This is a genomic window from Aporhodopirellula aestuarii, from assembly GCF_023701485.1.
GTDB classification, from domain to species: Bacteria; Planctomycetota; Planctomycetia; order Pirellulales; family Pirellulaceae; genus Rhodopirellula; species Rhodopirellula aestuarii.
The window spans coordinates 24,791-43,576 of the sequence record NZ_JAMQBK010000081.1 but is presented as its reverse complement, the minus strand read 5'-3'; the positions used below and the strand labels follow the sequence as shown (position 1 = coordinate 43,576).

General features: G+C 55.1%; 8 protein-coding genes. All 8 read left to right on the top strand.

Annotated elements, in window-relative coordinates; genetic code table 11:
- The first annotated feature begins 273 nt into the window (after positions 1-273).
- The 8 genes from NB063_RS26530 (at position 274) to NB063_RS26495 (ending at position 18,772) form a co-directional block, all read left to right on the top strand.
- Positions 274-1,530 carry a DUF1559 family PulG-like putative transporter gene (locus NB063_RS26530; protein WP_250932077.1) on the top strand — a complete coding sequence of 419 codons (1,257 nt, stop codon included), beginning with the start codon at positions 274-276 and terminating at the stop codon, positions 1,528-1,530.
- Positions 1,531-1,648: 118 nt separating this feature from the next.
- Positions 1,649-1,831: a hypothetical protein gene (locus NB063_RS26525; protein ID WP_250932076.1), complete on the top strand. Its 183-nt coding sequence runs from the start codon at positions 1,649-1,651 to the stop codon at positions 1,829-1,831.
- 554 nt (positions 1,832-2,385) lie between these two features.
- Complete coding sequence (locus NB063_RS26520; protein ID WP_250932075.1) at positions 2,386-5,463, top strand: glycoside hydrolase family 2 protein; 3,078 nt, start codon at positions 2,386-2,388, stop codon at positions 5,461-5,463.
- A 642-nt stretch (positions 5,464-6,105) separates the two neighbouring features.
- Positions 6,106-7,515, top strand: coding sequence for a sulfatase family protein (locus NB063_RS26515; RefSeq protein ID WP_407652732.1), 1,410 nt, complete (start codon positions 6,106-6,108; stop codon positions 7,513-7,515).
- Between the two features lie 39 nt (positions 7,516-7,554).
- The gene (locus tag NB063_RS26510; protein ID WP_407652731.1) at positions 7,555-8,856 is read left to right on the top strand and encodes a sulfatase-like hydrolase/transferase; all 1,302 of its coding nucleotides are present in this window, start codon (positions 7,555-7,557) and stop codon (positions 8,854-8,856) included.
- Entirely contained in the window at positions 8,853-10,844 is a 1,992-nt protein-coding gene (locus tag NB063_RS26505) for a hypothetical protein (RefSeq protein ID WP_250932073.1), read from the top strand. The genes NB063_RS26510 and NB063_RS26505 overlap by 4 nt, the downstream gene beginning before the upstream one ends.
- Before the next feature lie 58 nt (positions 10,845-10,902).
- Positions 10,903-15,363 (top strand): glycosyl hydrolase, encoded by a 4,461-nt coding sequence (locus tag NB063_RS26500; RefSeq protein ID WP_250932072.1) that lies wholly within the window; start codon positions 10,903-10,905, stop codon positions 15,361-15,363.
- A 1-nt stretch (position 15,364) separates the two neighbouring features.
- Positions 15,365-18,772, top strand: coding sequence for a glycosyl hydrolase (locus NB063_RS26495; RefSeq protein ID WP_250932071.1), 3,408 nt, complete (start codon positions 15,365-15,367; stop codon positions 18,770-18,772).
- Positions 18,773-18,786: the final 14 nt, after the last annotated feature.

Sequence of the window (18,786 nt, the reverse complement as noted above, 5' to 3'; positions counted from 1 at the left end):
GCGATGGGGAGCGCATGACGTCAGCCCGTGACTCCAAGTGCCACCCATCCCCTGACATAAGAAACCCAATTTGACAATTAATTTTTGCGATACTTTTGGACGGTTTCTATAAATAAAAACGTCATTTGGACGATCGGAATATAGATTTCGGGAAATTGTGCGCAAAAAGGCGTCTGTGTAATCGGATTAATACTAACACAGGCGTGATTTAGCGGAAAACAGCCGCGCCGTCTCGCTTTTTAATTTTCTTCTTTCTCGTCTCAGGATCTCGAAATGAAACGTTTGCGTACCGGTTTTACCCTCGTTGAGCTCTTGGTGGTCATCGCCATCATTGGCGTTCTCGTTGGGCTGCTACTGCCGGCCGTCCAAGCGGCACGCGAAGCGGCTCGCCGCATGAGCTGCAGCAACAACTTCAAGCAAATTGGTTTGGCAGTGCACAACTACCACTCCGCCTACAAGCAGCTTCCTATGCAGGGCGGTGGAACAACTGGTAGCTCAGCCACCGGGCTAGCTCAGACGGCGGCTGATATCCCGAGAGCAACCAACGCTTTCGAAAACAGCTATTTGGTGGGGCTGTTGCCGTTTATCGAGCAGCAGGCACTATGGGAGCAGATTAGCAACCCATATGACTCTGATCAGAATTCAGCGACCACTGGTGATGTCTTTCAGGCGATGGGCCCGACCCCCAGACGTCGCCTGCAGGATCACTCAGGACAGCCATATGATCCATGGGTAACAGAACTGCCCGGCTTCCGCTGCCCGAGCGACCCCGGTATGGGCTTGCCAGCAGCTGCACGAACTAACTACGCGGCTTGTATGGGCGACTCTGCGCTTTATGTTCACGGTGGAGTCAACGGAAACAATAATGTACCGCCCCCCGCCAACCATTCGCGGGATATGCAGCGGAAGCGTATTTCGGATCGCGGATTTTATGGATTTCGACGGAAGTCGAAGTTCCGAGATATCCTGGATGGTTTATCAAACACCATCATGGCGGGCGAGATCGCAACCGATCTGGGTGACCGGGACAACCGCACGCATCCTGCGGTTCATGACTCGGGTCTCATGTCGCATGGTTGGACCGGCGCACAGGGAACAAACAACGCATGCCAAGGCCAGATCGATACAACGCGACCTCAGTTTTGGAGCAATAGTTTGGTAGACATTACGTTCAACGCAAGCATCGGTCCGAATGTCGAGGTTCGACGCGGCTATAAGTGGGCGTTTGGTCGTCTTCTGTTTACAGGTTTCAATACGACCGTTCCGCCAAACAAACCGTACTGTGGCGGCTCGCTCGGGATCAGTGATGCGGTTGCATCGGCGAGCAGTCGTCACCAGGGCGGCGTTCACGTGCTCATGGGTGATGGTGCAGTCAAGTTCATCACTGATTCGATTGAAGCCGGTGACCAAAACAGCTTCCATGTTGGCTGGCGAGGCCCCGCTTTGAAGGCGGGCACGCAAAGTCCCTTCGGGCTGTGGGGTAGTCTTGGCACCAGGGCGATGAAAGAAACGATCGACACAGAGTTCTGATCGACGTTCTGTTTGATTTCAGTTCACACGGACCCGTGTGGGTCCGTGATTTTGGTTGGCCGCCCGCCCCGTGGGCGGCTTTGTTTTTACCAGTTAGTTATCAGTTGAGATGTTTAACATGAAGCGTTTTTTGTCGTTGGTAGGTGTTTTGTCGGTGTCGATGGCGTTCGTCGGTTGCGGTGACGGTGGCGAGACGGTGCCATTCGAAAAAAGTGAACTGGAAAAGTACGTCGAAGACAACCCAGTTCCGCTCGTCAGCGACGAAGATTTTTCTTCGGCTGATGAAGAAATTTCGGAGTAGTCCACGAGCGTTGTGCGGGTGCATTGCTCCAGTCCGTTTCTCTGCTATCTCCACATAGCGTGTTATTAACTCCGGAAGATCCGCGCTCGCTTCGTCGGAGCGAGCTCTGGGGTTGTATTGGGCACGTATCCCGCATGCATCCGGAATCGCAAGGGCGATTTGATTGTGTTAGATCAGGAATCTTTAGCGGCTGTTCCAACGGCAGCCATCCCACGACGCAGCTGCCAATCGGTCGACGATGTCGCCCGCCTGTCGATAAATCTTGGTTTCGTATCGTTCTTGCGTTCGATTGCGTCCGTCGAGATTTGAGTGACTTCGGTGTCACGAATAATCGGCAGCTTGCTTTGTAATCCTCTCGCTCACCTGACGTGAGATTATCACATGCGACATGGCGATCGGCTCAATCGAAATGCCTGCTAGGGATGCTGATGGCGCTCATGAAAGTCTCGCTCGACAACTTTGCTCCCTCTTCCCACCGTTGCGAGAAGTGTTCGTTTCGAAACTGAGATTCGAACGCCCGTTAGCTCGACATTGCACCTTTAATTGAGATTGATATGTCCGCCCCTAATCTCGGTCCTGATCGGTTTGGCAAGGTTGCCTTCTTCGCCGCGTCCCCAGCGTTGTTTCGTTCATGCCCGCCACCGGCACGCGGATTGGCATTCTTGACCCTCGTCTTTTTGGCATCGTTGCTGGGGTGCGATGTCCGTGCAGACGAGTCACAGGGAATCCAAGCCACGCCGAGAAAAATGAACCTCAACGCGGGTTGGCGTTTCGTTCGCGATGATGCCAAGGGGGCTGAGTCGCCAACGTTTGACGACAGTGAATGGACCACCGTTAGCTGTCCTCACACATGGAACGACATCGACACGTTCGACGATTTTGGCACCGGCGGTCACCAAGGCGAAACTGACCTGTGGCAGGGAACGGCGTGGTATCGCAAAGAGTTCTCGCTGCCAGCGGACACGGCGGGCAAGCAAATCGTTATCGAGTTCGAGGGCGTCCGACAGATCGCCGATGTCTATCTCAACGGGCATCACCTCGGTCAAGACAAGACTGGTTTCATTCCGTTTGGGTTTGACCTGACCCCGTACCTCAGCAAGACCGGGAAGAACGTGTTGGCCGTCAAGGCAAACAATACGGTCGAACCGGAGCTCTACGCCGGCACCACGCCTTGGCACCATCAGAACTGGCATCCACCTCACGGAGGAATCTATCGCAACGTCTATCTTCACGTGCTTGATCCGGTCCATGTGACGTTACCACTGTATGGAAAGCTGGGGACTGAGGGCGTTTACTCATGGACTGAATCGCTCAGCAAAGATCGAGCGACCGTTGGCCTTACCGCAGAAGTGGAAAACGCACAGCAGGTGGACGCCGATGCGACTGTGACGTTTTCGTTGCGTGGACACGATGGCGAAATCGTTGCTTGCACTGAGACGATAGCCAAGATCGCAGCGGGCGAGAGAGCTAAGGTGGAGTCATCGCTGAACGTCACCGACCCGCACTTGTGGGAACCCGACTATCCGTATGTCTACACGGTGGAGGTCGCGGTGAGTGTGGATGGAATTAAACGTGACAAAAGCACCAGCCCGTTCGGTTTTCGCAACTATCGTTTTGACAGGGACACGGGTTTTTGGATCAACGGTCATCCTCTCAAACTGCACGGATGGGGCCAGAAGCCGATTGCGGGGTGGGCCGGATTGGGAGCCGGCATTCCGAACTGGATGCACGACTACACTCTGAAGTTAATGGAAGAGGCCGGTGGCAATCTGATCCGCTGGGGGCACTGTGCGGGGCCGGCCGTCGGGGTTGAAAGCAGCGACAAATATGGCTTTGTGACCATCATGCCGGGTGTCGACGGCGAGAAAGATTGTCACGGCGAAGCCTGGCAGATTCGCACCGCGGCGTTCCGCGACATGATCATCTACTATCGCAATCATCCCGCTATCTGTGTCTGGGAAGGCGGCAACTATAGCGTTAGCCCAAGCCATGCCGCCGAAATGAAAGCGATCACCCAAAAATGGGATCCTCGCGGACAACGCTATTTTGGCTTCCGTATGTCGACGCCCGAAATGGTTGAAAGCATCGACTTGGAATTGGGAACGGTGGGACGAACACGCGCGTTCCCATCATTGCCCGTCGTGGAAACTGAGTATGACCGGACCGAGACACCTCGCCGTGTTTGGGACAAATACTCTCCACCGGATTTTGGCAGCCTCGGCAAGCTCGCTGAATTGAATACCTACAACCTCACATCGGAAGGTTTTGCAACCAACGCGATCGAAGAGTGGTGGACTTTGTTTGGAAGCAAGCCTGATCACTCGGGAGGTGCGAACTGGATCTTCTCAGACGGGACACACGGAACGCGGCAACGAACCGATTGCGCCCGGGCGACCGGTGAAGTCGACGCCGTGCGGTTGCCCAAGGAAGCGTATTGGGCATTGCAGGCAACGTGGGATCACGAAGACCGCGTCCATTTAATCGGGCATTGGAACTACCCGCCGGGATCGGTGAAGCCGATGTACGCGGTTTCGAAAGCGGATCGAGCGGAGTTGTTTGTTAACGGCAAAAGCCTCGGCGAGGGGCAACGCAGTTTCGACACCTTGTTTACCTGGCATGACGTCGCGTTCGAACCGGGCGAGATCAAAGTGGTTGCGTTTCGCGATGGTGACGAGGTCGCATCGCAAGTCAAACAAACCGCGGGAGAGCCCGTCGCGATTCGGCTTACGCCAATAACAGCCCCTGGTGGATGGCGTGCAGACGGTTCGGATATTGCTCTGGTCGACTTTGAAGTTGTCGATGCGCAAGGCCGACGTTGCCCTACCGATCAGGCTCGCGTCGATTTTGATGTGTCTGGTCCAGGGATTTGGCGTGGTGGCTATAACAGTGGTAAGGAAGACAGTATTAACCATCGATATCTCGACACCGAGTGCGGGGTCAATCGCGTCAGTATCCGATCGACTTTGCAAGCCGGCGAAGTCACTGTTGTGGCGAGACGCGACGGCCTAGCGTCCGCAACACTGCGGCTGAAATCAAACCCGGTCGCGATTCACGGTGGTATCCTGAATACGCTTCCGCCCGTTTTTGAGACGTCGCTTCCATCACGCCCCGACATCGATGCGGACAAGCTTGCGGAGCTTTCCAAGCTGAGAAACGCTCCTCCGGTTGCGCTTGCTGAAGCGACTGAAGGCGATCGCTTGTTCTCGATGTTTGCCTACACGGGCAATGGTGCTGGCGGAATAGAAACTCCTTATCAACACGAAATGCTTCCCTATTCTGATGAAGCCAGGATCTACATCAAGGAGGTTCCCGGCTACTTAACGAACTGCCAAGTCATACGTACGGCCAAAAATGACAGTGCTTACTGGGCCGCCGACTACATCGTTGCAACCGCTGGACAGGACCTCGAGCTCTTCGTAGCGCACGATCCCAAGGCGCCGCTACCAAATTGGCTGAAAGGGTTCCAGAAAACCGATGACCAAGTTCTTCTGAATCGAGGAAAACTGCAGCTTTACACAAAGCGTCTTGTAAAGAACGAAGGGCTGCGTATCCCCGGCAATGCGGACCAAGGAAAGGGGCGAACTTCCCACCTCAATATGATTCTTTTCTGTAGGCCAGTCGCAAGCCAATAGTGCTTTCTCAGCTGTGCGGCGCAAGCGGGCTGTTGATTTAATAAGCCGACTGCGCTAGAGCATTTTTACAAATCATGTAGGTCCGGTTCCCGCCGGACGAATTCAAATCGGCCGGCAGGAACCGGCCCTACATTGCGCATCATTCGTCAAAATGCTCTAGCCGCGGGCTAGCGGTGAGGACACAGTCATTGGAGGCCCGCAGTTGCCGCTGTCGGCTCACTTGGCTTTGCGAAGCAACTGAAGCCCGCGAGCACTCCGGTCTCATCGTTCATGGGGATTCTGTCATCGTCTTCGAAAAACTAGGCGATGGGTCGTCTCTCGGTGAGGGCTGAGTTCAGGAAACACCTGTTTTGAGAGAGGGTTATTGAGAGAGGGTGTCGGCACCGGAGACCCCGGGCATGGTGAAAGTTTTCAAATGATGGCGTGCAGCCGGGCTCATTGTCTGGGTGCCACTTCGGCAGCGTTTGATTTGCCAGATCGAGTGGCATCCGTGGCTCCGCGGTGAAAACCAGCAAATGTTTGTTTTCTTGATGGAATCCGTGCAATTTTTGTGCGCGAACTCGGGTTTTAAAGGGGGGGTAATGCTCGTCCAGGCGAGCGAACGGCTTTCTATCAAATCTTACCGGCTGAATGAATAAACTAATGATTAGGCTCGCAGGTCGACTTATCGCGGGCTGCGTGGTGGTGGGTTTTGCGATGCCAGCGCTATGCGATGAGCAACCGTTGCCGGATATCGTTGTCTATTTGGCGGACGATCTGTCGGCGAGAGATCTGCCGGTCTACGGCGGCACGAATATTCAGACGCCTGCGATTGATCAGTTGGCCGCCGATGGCATGACATTCGACCGCGCATTTGTCGCCAGCCCATCGTGTGCGGTCAGTCGGGCGGCGCTGTTGACCGGATTGATGCCTGCGCGAAATGGGGCTGAGGAAAATCACAGCTACCCGCGTGAAGATGTTCTGCGTCTTCCAAAGGTGCTAGGTGACCTTGGCTACCAAACCGCTGCCTTTGGCAAAGTTGCGCATTTGCGTAGTGCCCCCGACTACCACTTTGACGTCTATGACCTGAAACAGAATATTCCCGACTTGCAGGTGACGGTCAAAGGCTTTCTCGAAAACCGAACCGACAAACGGCCGCTGGCCCTCTTTGTTGGCGTCTCGGATCCGCACGTGCCTTGGCCCAGCGAATCGACTGTCGATCCCGATTCGATGACGATGCCGCCGCAGTTGCTAGATACTCCACGCACGCGAGTCCAGCGTTCGCGATACTTGCAAGAGGTCAAGGATCTGGATGCGTATTTGGGTGAACTTCGCGAGTTGACGGACAAGCATCTGTCCGATGACAGCGTGTTTTTGTTTTCGAGCGATCACGGGGCTCAGTATCCCTTTGGTAAGTGGACGCTTTACGACGAAGGTATTCGTGTACCCTTAATCGTGGCGCGGTCCGGTCGGGTTCAACACGGATCTCGTACCGACGCGATGGTTAGCTGGGTCGATATCCTGCCAACGCTGATTGACATCGCAGGTGGTGAAGTTCCCGAGGGCCTGGATGGCCGTTCTTTCGCCTCGGTGCTGAGTGGGCAAAGCGATTCGCATCGCGACCAGATTTTCACGACGCACAGTGGTGATCTGTTGATGAACGTGTACCTGAGTCGCAGCGTGAGAACGGGCCGCTATAAGTTGATTTGGAATCCGCATCCCGATTTTGCGTTCACCTCGTATATCGATCTGCTGTTGCGAGAGACGTCGGGTGACTACTTCAAAGAATGGACAGAAGCTGCGAAGACCGATGCGCACGCCGCCGCCGTGGTCGCCCGCTATTACGGCCGTCCCAAGTACGAGTTGTATGATCTGCAAAACGACCCGAATGAACTGAGCAATTTGGCCGGCCGTGAAGAGCTTTCGTCCGTTCAGCACGAGCTGACTTCAGAATTGAACCGTTGGATTGAGGATCAAGGCGACGCGTTGACGGTGTTTCATCCGCCTTTGATGCTCGAAGCCCCCGAGACTTGGGTTCCTCGAAAAAAGTCTGCAAAGAACCCTCGAAAATAGAAGCTCAGTTTCAACCTGCCTCGCAACCTCTGGATGATGATGAACCGTTTTGCCGTATTCTGTTTCCTGGCACTTTTGAGCGCCACGTCCGTCGATGCTGATCGTCCCAATGTTGTCTTTCTGTTGAGTGATGACCAAGGTTGGAATGATTATGGGTTGATGGGGCATCCCCATATCCAAACTCCAGCCCTCGATGAATTAGCGAAACGTGGATTGGTTTATGAGCGGGGATACGTCACCGCTCCACTGTGTCGGCCGTCGCTCGCCAGTCTTGTGACGGGGATGTACCCGCACCAAATCGGCATCCGCGGAAACGATCCGATGTTGCCTGCGGGAACCAATCGTAAAGAGGCAAAGTACCGTGCGATCTCCACCGAGTTCCGCAATCGAATGACCGCGCCGATGCGTGAGTTTCCTTCGTTCGTAAAGGAACTAAAGAAGAGCGGTTACGCGACGCTGCAGACCGGCAAATGGTGGGAAGGCAATCCGCTCGATCACGGTTTTACCGATGCGATGACCCATGGTAATCACTCTCGCGGCGGACGCCACGGTGACGTTGGTTTGAGGATTGGCCGTGAGACGATGCAGCCGATCTATGATTTTGTCGACAAAGCCAATGAGAACGAGCAGCCGTTCTTCATCTGGTACGGCGTCTTTCTGCCGCACGCACCTCACAACGCACCGGATCGACTCTTCAATAAGTACAAGGATATCGCCCCAGACGAGCCGACGGCACGCTACTGGGCTAACGTGGAATGGCTCGATGAAGGTTGTGGCCAGATAGTGGATTACTTGAAGCAGAAGAATATCTACAAGAACACCATTTTCGTTTTCACGTGTGATAACGGCTGGGTTCAAAATCCTGAGCGTACGAATGCCAGCATTCGCTCGAAGCGGGAGCCAGTCGAAGCGGGAATCCGCACGCCGATTTTTGTCACTCACGAAGGCACCATCGAACCCGCGCGCGACAAAACAACGCTGGCTAGCAATATTGACATCGCAACGACCATCTTGCATGCCTGTGGTATCCAACCGCCTGCGGAAATGACCGGGCTCGATCTACGTGATCCCGAGGCGTTGCAGGAACGCAACCGTGTGTTTGTTGACGTGTATGAACACGACAGCGATTTGGATCAACTCGAAGACTTGGGCAGCGGTTTGGTTGCTCGCGTGGTGATTGATGGTTGGCACAAATTGATCGCTCGCCCGTCTGGTAGCGAACTTTATCACTTGAAACACGACCCAGATGACCGCAACGACCTGTCCACACAACACCCGGCCACGGTGCAAAAACTGGAAGGGATGATTCACGCTTGGATGAACGAGGAGGCAGCCCAATGAGTAACTCAATGAAAAAACATACCGGCACAAATCGACGTCAATTTTTTCAGTCGGCACTTGCGAGTTTCACGGGAGTTTCCCTGGTGTCGGGTGTTGTTCTGAACCCATTCGTTGGTCATGCGGCCGAACAAAGTGGTGGCACCGAACCCTCGTATGACAACGCTCGCTTCCATGAGCTGACGAACAGCCTCCTGTTAGATTGGTGCGACGGCATGATCCGACGGCAGGTGAACGATCCCAGCGATCCGAGTCGTCATGGCGCGCTTCTCTGCCCGTCATGCAGCCATATTCACGGTCGCTGCAGCGACGCGTTGTATCCGTTTTTGCATCTGGCGCACGTGACCGGCGAACAGAAATACCTCGACGCGGCGATCAACGTTTATGACTGGGCCGAGAACAATGTCAGCCAACCCGATGGAAGTTGGACCAACGACATCAATCCGAAAGCTTGGCGAGGCACGACCATCTTTGGTGCGATCGCGCTCGCCGAAGCACTGCATTACCATGGGGAAGTATTGGACGAGGCGCGGAGAGCCGCCTGGACAAAGCGACTTGACGAAGCCGTTGGTGGTTATCTCTATCGCGATTTCAAGACGATCGATTTCACGAACCTGAACTACGGGATGACCGGGGTTTACGGTTTCCACCTGTTTGGTCGACTGTTGAATAACTCGAAATACACGCAGCGAAGCGAACAGTTCGCCAAACGTGTCAAGGAGTTCTTCACGGAGCCGAACACGCTGCTGTGGGGCGAAGGAAAACCGAATGACAACCGCAGCGGTCGCGGATTGCTGCCGGTGGACCTTGGTTACAACGTCGAAGAATCGCTCAACGGTGTTGTTCTTTACGCACTCGAGGTCGATGACAAGGAAATGCTTGATCTCGCCGTCGAGACTTTAAACGGTCACCTGGAATTTATGTTGCCTGATGGCGCGTGGGATAACAGCTGGGGCACCCGTTCACAGAAGTGGAGCTACTGGGGTAGCCGCACGTCGGACGGGTGCCAGCCAGCGTTCAGCTTGATGGCGGGCTATAACCCGGCGTTCGGGACTGCCGCGATTAAGAATGCTGAGTTGTTGCAGCGATGCACCGCCGACGGGCTTTTGCACGGCGGACCGCATTACGTTTCCCATGGCGTTCAACCCTGCATGCACCACACGTTCGCTCACGCCAAAGTGATGGCACTGGTGCAGGACAAAATGCACGCGATGCCCAAGGTCGACAGCAGCACGCCTCTGCCGCGTCAGACGGCAGACGGAATCAATCACTTTCCTGAACTGAATGTGTGGTTGGCGGCCCGCGGTCCGTGGCGAGCGACCGTTTCGGCGTACGATTCGATCTACAAGACCAAGAAATCTGGGCTCTTGCAGCAACCCACCGGCGGTTCGCTCGCGGTGCTCTATCACGAAAAAGTCGGCCTGCTGCTCGCATCGAGCATGGCACGCTACGAGATGGTCGAGCCGCTGAACATGCAGCCGCAGCCCGGCGAGGATTTCCCTCTGACGACTCGCGTCGAAAGTCGAGACCAGGGCGGTTGGTTTACGAACTTGTACGATCTGACTGCCGAAGTGTCCGCCAAAGACGACGGGCAGCAGATCGACATTCAGGTCGAAACTTCGCTGCAAGACGAGTCGCGCAACAAGCTCGCCGGCGACGCTTCGGCGTGCGAACTTCGTTATCAGTTCAACGGCACTCAGGCACATATCTCGGCTTCTGTTTCGCCTCAGGCAGTGAAGGGAACCGAGGCGTCGTTGGTGCTTCCGATCGTTTCGCCGTCGGGTGAGGAAGTCCGGCAAGTCTCCGAGACACGAATCGAAATCGTCAAGCCGCAAGGCACCGTTGTCGTCGAATCGGATGCTCCGATGTCGATCAAAGCAACTGAAAAGGGGCGGGTCTTCAACATGGTCCCCGGCGCCGAAGCGATTCCGATCGTCGTGAAGTTGTCCAAGCCTAATGCAACCGTCCAGTGCCAAGTCTCTGTTATCTAACATTCATGGAATGGTGGGCGATCAATGCGTTTCACCTCAGTCGTATCGAAAAGGGTTCATGTCGCTATTGCCGTTCAAAGAATGCGAAATTCTTACCGTGATAGGCCGATTGTTATTCATCGGGCTGTTCACCGCTGTTGTCATGGTGTCAAGTTGGGCCGAACCACAACATGCGTTGGCGCTGGAGCGTGGGTTCGTATCGCCATCGAAGAATTCGTATCCTGAGACCTGGTTCCATTTGATTGGCGGCAACGTTGATCGAGAAGCCTTAACAACGGATATGGAAGCAGTTGGGGCAGCCGGCATAAGCGGAATTCAATTGTTTCATGGTCGCGGGCGACCTTGGCCCGGGGTCCAGCCACAGGTTCAAACGCTCAGTAAAACCTGGGATGCGTTGCTCGGTCATGCCGCCGATGAAGCGAAACGGTTGGGGCTGAAATTTACCATGCAGAATTGTCCGGGATGGGCGATGTCCGGTGGCCCGTGGATTTCGCCCGACAAAGCGATGCGGCATTTGATCTACAGTCGCGTGAACGTTACCGGTGGTCGACCGATAACAATCAAGCTCGCGCAACCGGAACCAAGCCACGAAGAATGGCGTGATTATCGAGACATCGCCGTGGTCGCCTTCCCAACCGTGGCGGATGATTCGGGACAGCCCCTCCATCCGAATCAGATTACGAGCAATCTGCCAAATGCGGATTGGGAGGGGCTCTTCGCGGGCAACGACATCAAAGTTCAAATTCCAGCTGTTTTGAACGCGTCGGCTGATTCTTCGCCCACGTGGATCGAAGTCGAATTCGACCAGCCAGTCACCTTGCGATCGATTCAGTTGCCGCCGATCGAGAACTTGATGAAGCGGGTATCATTCGCCCCAGACTCCTCCATCAACATCGCAGCGTTTGAAGAAGACGCGTGGAATGATTTGGTCACGCACGTGGTGCCTCGTGGGAACTGGCAGGATCGACAACCCGAAGTCCATTATGTGTTGGCGGTCCCCGATGCGAAATCCACTCGCTATCGCATGACGTTTCACAACGGCCGCCCGATGGAAATTTCCCACTTGAAACTTTCCTCAACAGCGAAACTTCATGATTGGCAAGCTCAGGCCGGCTACGCCCTGCGAAGCCTCGAGCGAAGGCCCCCACCCAAACAGGCATCGTCAGCTTGGCTGCGCCTTGAAGACGTGATTGACCTGAGTGAGAACACAGATACCTCAGGAAATCTGACGTGGGAAGCGCCGGATGGAGACTGGACGGTCGTCCGATTTGGTCATGTCAACACGGGCGTGACGAACAAGCCAGCGCCGCCGGAAGCGACCGGGTTTGAATGTGACAAGCTCTCAGCGGCCGGTGCTGAACAGCACTTCGCTGGGTACATCGGTCGAGTATCCAAGCCCGGCGGCCCGGCGGACGACGGTCGGTTGCAGGGAATGTTGATCGATAGTTGGGAATGCTACACGCAGACCTGGACGCCCGCGATGGAATCCGAGTTCGAAGCACGCCGAGGTTATGCGTTGCGAAAGTGGTTGCCAGCACTGGCAGGTTGGGTGGTGCAGGATCATCGAACGAGCGAACGGTTTCTGCGAGATTGGCGGGCGACGATTAGCGACTTAATCGTTGACAATTACTACGGTCGACTGGCGGAACTCGGCAGAGAACGCGGTCTCGAACTATCGTTCGAAACCGCCGTCGGCGATGTGTCGCCGGGTGACATCCTGCAGTACTTCAAGTCAGCCGACATCCCGATGTGCGAGGTCTGGAAACCCAACGATCCGCATGAGGGTGGGTTAGAAACGAAGCCGATCGCGCCGACCGCTTCGGCCGCACACATCTATGGCAAGCGTCGCGTTGCAGCGGAGACATTCACATCGGCACCCATGAATTGGCGAGAGCATCCGTTTTCTCTAAAACACTTCGCCGACCGCAGTTTCGCCCTTGGCATCACGCATCTCGTCTTTCACACGTACACCCATAACCCTCTAAATCGACAGCCTGGAACGTCTTTCGGTGGCACGATTGGAACGCCGTTTCTACGTGGCCAAACGTGGTGGCATCACATGCCGTACTTCACGGACTACCTCGCCCGTTGCAGCCACATGCTCGAACAGGGCCGACCGGTTGCCGATGTGCTGTGGTACCTCGGCGATGATCTCGATCACAAACCACGTCAAGATTCACCTTTCCCGTCAGGGTATCATTTCGATTATCTGAACGCGGATGTGCTATTGAATCGGCTAGCGTTCGAAGATGATCACTTTGTTGTTCCCGAGGGCACGCGTTGGAAGGTATTGTGGTTGGCGCCGGAGCAATGCCGACGACTGACATCCAGAACGCTGCAACGCATCAAGACGCTGGTTCAGAGCGGGGGCGTCGTCATCGGGCCGCCGCCCGTGATGAACCCTTCGCTGAGCGGTGGCACTAGCGCCGATGTGGCATTCGAAAATCTCGTTGACGAGCTTTGGGGCAATGATCACGGCGATCGCGGTGATCGCAGAATCGGCCAAGGCCGCCTGCTGTGGGGCGACTCTCTACAGGACACACTTGAAGCATCAAATATCCGGCCGGACGTCAGCGGAACGTTGCCGGAGCGATGGTGCCATCGTCGATCCGACGACACCGATATTTATTTCGTAACGGCCGGGCAAACGGAGCCGCTGAACGCGACGTTGCTGTTTCGAGCGGAGGGGCGTCCGGAGTTCTGGAACCCGCTCGATGGATCATGCACGCCGGCGCTGATGTTTGACTCAACTGCTGCGGGAACCGCGATTCCCATTCACTTGCCGGCCGCCGGGTCGATTTTCGTCGTCTTCCGGCCAGAACCAAAAACGCGTAAGCCGTCTATCGCGAAACTGACCCAAATCTCTCGTGGTGGTGCTAAGTTGCTCGATGCGACCGACGTGTCTCGCGTTGACACCACCGCTGGTTTTCCCGCATTTGGGATCGATCGTTATGGAGTCACTCAGCCGTGGGTTGATCCTTCGCCGCAGACCGTCGAACTTGATCGTAAGGGCGAGAACCTGATCGCTTACAACGACGGTACCTATGAGATGACCCGCGGCGACGGACAGACAAGTTCGGTCACGGTTAGCGGCACACATGCAATTCCGCTGCAGACAGGCTGGAGTCTCCGTTTTCCAGACGGTTGGGATACACCAGATTTGATCGCCCTGGATCGAATCCAGCCTTGGTCGGAGCTCGACGAGCCAGTGGTGCGTCACTTCTCTGGGACTGCGACCTACGCCACTCATTTCACCGTCGGAGAAAAACGCGAGAATGAATTTTGGCGACTCGATTTGGGACGTGTCGGCAACATTGCGAAAGTCAACGTCAACGGAATCGATGCCGGCACAATTTGGTCAGCTCCCTATCGCCTGGACATTACCGACCGCGTCCGGGCAGGTGAAAACGCGCTTTCGATCCAGGTCACGAGCACGTGGCACAACCGGCTGGTTTTTGACTCGCAATTGCCGGTCGCACAACGGAAGACCTGGACGATCGGTCATCCGAGCAAGGACTCGCCACTCGAGTTTTCTGGACTTAGCCGCGACGTGTGTTTGAAAGTCGGCAAGCTTATCAAGGTTCCAGCTATCCGAGATGCAAAGGCGGATGATTCAGCACAACGCGGTGTCGGAAAATCCGAGCCCGCTCCACAGGAAGTAACGGAAGCTATCAATGGTTTCGATGTGGCAGCGGAAGCACCACAAATTTTGACGAATTTCGCTGCGGACTCGGTTGAAGATGCGATCCGTCCTCCTGCCGGTCGACTCGCGGTCGTTGCAGACGGAAACTCGCCCGACCCGGACGACATCGGCGCCACCGCGGTGATTTTTGGATTGCTCAAAGGGTCAGGACTGAGCGATCGGCTCGTGCATTTGTCTCATTCGTGTGACTTGAAACCAACCGCTCGCATCTCCGCAGAAGACGAACTGCGACGCCAAAAAGTGTTGACTCAAATCTGCCATGACGGTGTGAAGCAATTCGGTCCGTTTCCGAATCTTATGGGCACATTCAATTGCCGCACCGATCGACGAGCGGCTGTGAACGATTTGCGAGACGCGATCAATCAATCCACTTCGAACGACCCGCTATGGATCATCGAAGCTGGAGAGCCCGATGTCATCGGTTTCGCGCTCGAGGCCGCCGATCCAACGCGTCGCCGACACGTTCATGTCATTTCCCATCACCCGGCGAACGACAACGCGGGCGACTTTTTCTCATGGCAACAGATCCTTGATTTCGGCGTCAACGAACATCAAATCGGAGATCAAAACGTCGGCTTAAAAACGGCTATCAAACGCTGGGATTGGGTGAAGGACTATGACGACAAGAACCTGCAGTGGATCTGGCAACAACTCGCCTACGCCGAACAAGATGGAGTCGTCAAATTCCAAACGAACCATTTCGATTGCTCTGACGCGGGGATGGTCTATTGGTGGATCACCGGTGCCAACCAGATCGGGAATCGAGATTCAACGCCAAATGACATCAAACACATGCTTCTCAAACAAGGTATTTAGCATGAGTTTCGGACACCGATTTCACGCAAAACTAATTCTGTCGCAACTATTGGTGTTCGTTTCGATCTGTGCTAACAGTTGGAGTCTATCCGCGACCGATTCGCTGCGAGAACATTTCCAATCGCCACCGAACTCTGCCAAACCACACACATGGTGGCACTGGATGAACGGGTATGTGTCGAGCGAAGGCATCACTGCTGATTTGGAAGCGATGAAGCGAACCGGCATCGGTGGATTTCAGGCATTCCAAATCGAACGCCGAATGTCACCGGGGCCGGTCAAGTACCTGAGTGATGATTGGCGTCGGCTGATGCAACACGCAATCGAGGAAGCCGATCGACTCGGTTTGGAAGTGTGCTTTCATAATTGTGCGGGATGGTCGAGCAGTGGAGGTCCGTGGATCACGCCCGAAGCGTCAATGATGAAGGTGGCGTGGACCGAGCAACGAGTCGCCGGACCGCGACCAGTGACGATTAAACTAGAAAGGCCAACTGATCGCGACAACTACTCACGCGACATCGCTGTCCTCGCGTTTCCCACGCCACACTCCGAGTCGCAAGGAAAACCTGGGTTTCGTATCGACAACTGGCAAGCAAAAGCGGGATTCGAACGCGATAACCACATCCAGAGTGATACTCGCACCGTTGATCCAGGCGACGTGATCAGCACCGACACAATCGTCGACCTAGGCGACAAGATGACTGCCGAGGGAAAGATCATGTGGGACGTTCCCCACGGTGATTGGACCGTCGTGCGTTTTGCTTACACACCCACCGCCGTTCGTAACCGCCCCGCTCCTCAGGAAGGACGCGGCTACGAGTGCGACAAGCTCAGCAAAGCTGCTGTCGATTTGCACTGGGAGAATTGCGTTCAAAAAGTGCTTGATGACGCCGGTCCTCTGGCAGGGAAGGTGCTCAACAACATTCTCGTCGATAGCTATGAGGTGATGGAGCAGAACTGGACCAAGGGTCTTGAGATCGAGTTCCAAAAACGAATGGGATATGATCTCAAAAACTACTTGCCTGTACTGACCGGACGAGTGGTCACGAACATGGATGTCAGTGAGCGTTTCCTTTGGGATTTTCGCCGTGTGATTGCAGATCTGCTGACCGAGAACTACTACCAGCACTTCGCCGATCGATGCCACCGTAGCGGACTCAAGTTGTCGATCGAACCGTATGGGAAACCGGGTAACCTCGATAACTTTGCCGTCGCTGATGTTGCGGATATTCCGATGGGCGAATGGTGGGCGCGAACTCCGCCGGGGTTGCACTTTGGATCGTCCAAGATGGCAGCGTCAGCCGCCCATACCAACGGGCGTCGAATCGTTGGAGCGGAAGCCTTCACGGCGGGACGCGCTACCGCAGCCTTTGTTCAGCATCCGTACCGTTTGAAAGCACAGGGCGATTACTTTTTCTGCCAGGGCGTTAACCGTTTCATCTTTCACACCTTCGTGCATCAACCGTGGGCCAACGATGTTCTCCCCGGGATGACGATGGGGCCATGGGGGTTCCAGAATAACCGCAACAACACGTGGTACGAACAAGGGAAAGCCTGGAACGAATATCTGACACGCAGTCAATATCTGCTGCAACAAGGTAGTTTCCAGGCGGACCTTTGCTACTTTCCAGGCGAGAATGCGCCGCAGGCATGTCCGAACCGCAACGACATGCAACCGGCGGTTCCGGACGGATACGACTACGACACAATCTCCTGCGACAAATTCATGCAACTGACCGTCCAGGATGGTCGCATCGTTTTGCCCGGACGCATGCAGTACCGCGTTCTAGTGATGCCCGAAGGACCGGTCCGACAGCAGGTGTTTGAAAAGGCACACCAACTATTGAAGAGCGGCGGTCACCTTGTTTGGGCCAAACCACAACGCGCCCCGGGACTGCAGAACTATCCGGATAGTGATCGGGTGCTCCAGCAAACGGCGAACGCTCTCTGGGGTGAGTGCGACGGAAATGAAGTACGCGAAAACGTCGTCGGACAAGGAAAGGTTTACTGGCCCGGTTCGCTTCAGAAGATCCTCGCATCGCTGGACGTTCCACCCGACGTTGAGTTTCATTCGGTGCAGCCGATTGCGACGACTTTGTATTCGGGGGTTGGTTACGAATGGATTCACCGTTCAATCGACGACGTGGATGTTTATCTGATTTCAAACCAACAGGAAGTCGCGAGGCAGGTCGAAGTCACGTTTCGCGTCGATGGTCGAACACCGCAACTATGGAACGCTCAAACGGGGGGAATCAAGCAGGCTCCCGTTTATGAACCCACCGACGATGGACGCACCCGCGTGCAACTGTTCTTGGATTCGGCCGAAGCCATTTTTGTAGTCTTTGATGAACCATCGAAAAATCGCTCCGTCGTCGACATCCTGCATAATGGCTCGACTCCTTTTTCGAACGGAGAAAAACGGGCCGAATCACTCGTCATCCACCGCGCGACCTATGGCGATCTGAATGGCGATGCTAGTCGTCACGTCGACGTGACCGAGCGAGTAAGATCCAAGATCGCCAACAACGCGATCAATGTCGAAGTGAAATGGGATCTTTTTGGCCTCGATCCCGCCCCTGGATCTCTGAAGCAACTGCGGGTGAATTATTCCGTCGGTCAGGAGAAGTTCTCAACGGTAGTGAACCAAAACGAAATGCTCGTTTTGAATCGTGTGACCAATCCGATTCCTGCCTCGGCGGAACCGGCAACATTGGCAATTTCGAGCGAAAGCATCGCTCTACACGCCTGGGAACCGGGCACGTACGAGTTGGTCTATTCGGATGGAAATCGCAACTCGTTGGAAGTCCCGACGATACCCGAGGCGATCGATCTCTCAACGGATTGGAAGTTGCAATGTCCTCGCGTCTGGGGACCTGAGAACGTCGTTTTGGACCGTTTGGTTTCGTGGACGGAGCACAGCGATCCGGAACTAAAGTATTTCTCGGGAACCGCTATCTACCGCAAAAACTTCGATGTTCCGGCAGACCGAATTGGAAGGGATCGATTGGTTCGACTGGATCTTGGCGACGTCAAACTGTTCGCCGAAGTCATCTTCAATGGTGAAGATGTCGGAACGTTGTGGAAACCACCTTTCAACGTCGAGGTTACGGGGCTGGTTCAACCCGGCAAAAATCAACTGGAGATTCGCGTCACCAACTTGTGGGTCAATCGGCTGATCGGTGACGAACGATTCGAGTCGGTCGAACGCTACGAGCCGAACGTGAAGCCCGGTGAGGGATTGATCGTGGAAATCCCCGCGTGGTTGGAGAACAGCACGCAGCGCCCAGCGACAAAGGCGAAGACATTCACTACGTGGAAGTTCCACACTCAAGATTCACCGCTGCTCGAATCCGGATTGTTAGGTCCGGTCAAACTCGACTTCGCGATCCGCAAAACGTTGGAACCATAGCGCATTCATCAAAC

Excerpts from the sequence above, each read along its gene's own strand:
- NB063_RS26520 (WP_250932075.1), top strand. The coding sequence starts at position 2,386 with ATGTCCGCCCCTAATCTCGGTCCTGATCGGTTTGGCAAGGTTGCCTTC.
- NB063_RS26505 (WP_250932073.1), top strand. The coding sequence starts at position 8,853 with ATGAGTAACTCAATGAAAAAACATACCGGCACAAATCGACGTCAATTT.
- NB063_RS26495 (WP_250932071.1), top strand. The coding sequence starts at position 15,365 with ATGAGTTTCGGACACCGATTTCACGCAAAACTAATTCTGTCGCAACTA.
- NB063_RS26515 (WP_407652732.1), top strand. The coding sequence starts at position 6,106 with ATGATTAGGCTCGCAGGTCGACTTATCGCGGGCTGCGTGGTGGTGGGT.
- NB063_RS26525 (WP_250932076.1), top strand. The coding sequence starts at position 1,649 with ATGAAGCGTTTTTTGTCGTTGGTAGGTGTTTTGTCGGTGTCGATGGCG.
- NB063_RS26510 (WP_407652731.1), top strand. The coding sequence starts at position 7,555 with ATGAACCGTTTTGCCGTATTCTGTTTCCTGGCACTTTTGAGCGCCACG.
- NB063_RS26530 (WP_250932077.1), top strand. The coding sequence starts at position 274 with ATGAAACGTTTGCGTACCGGTTTTACCCTCGTTGAGCTCTTGGTGGTC.
- NB063_RS26500 (WP_250932072.1), top strand. The coding sequence starts at position 10,903 with ATGTCGCTATTGCCGTTCAAAGAATGCGAAATTCTTACCGTGATAGGC.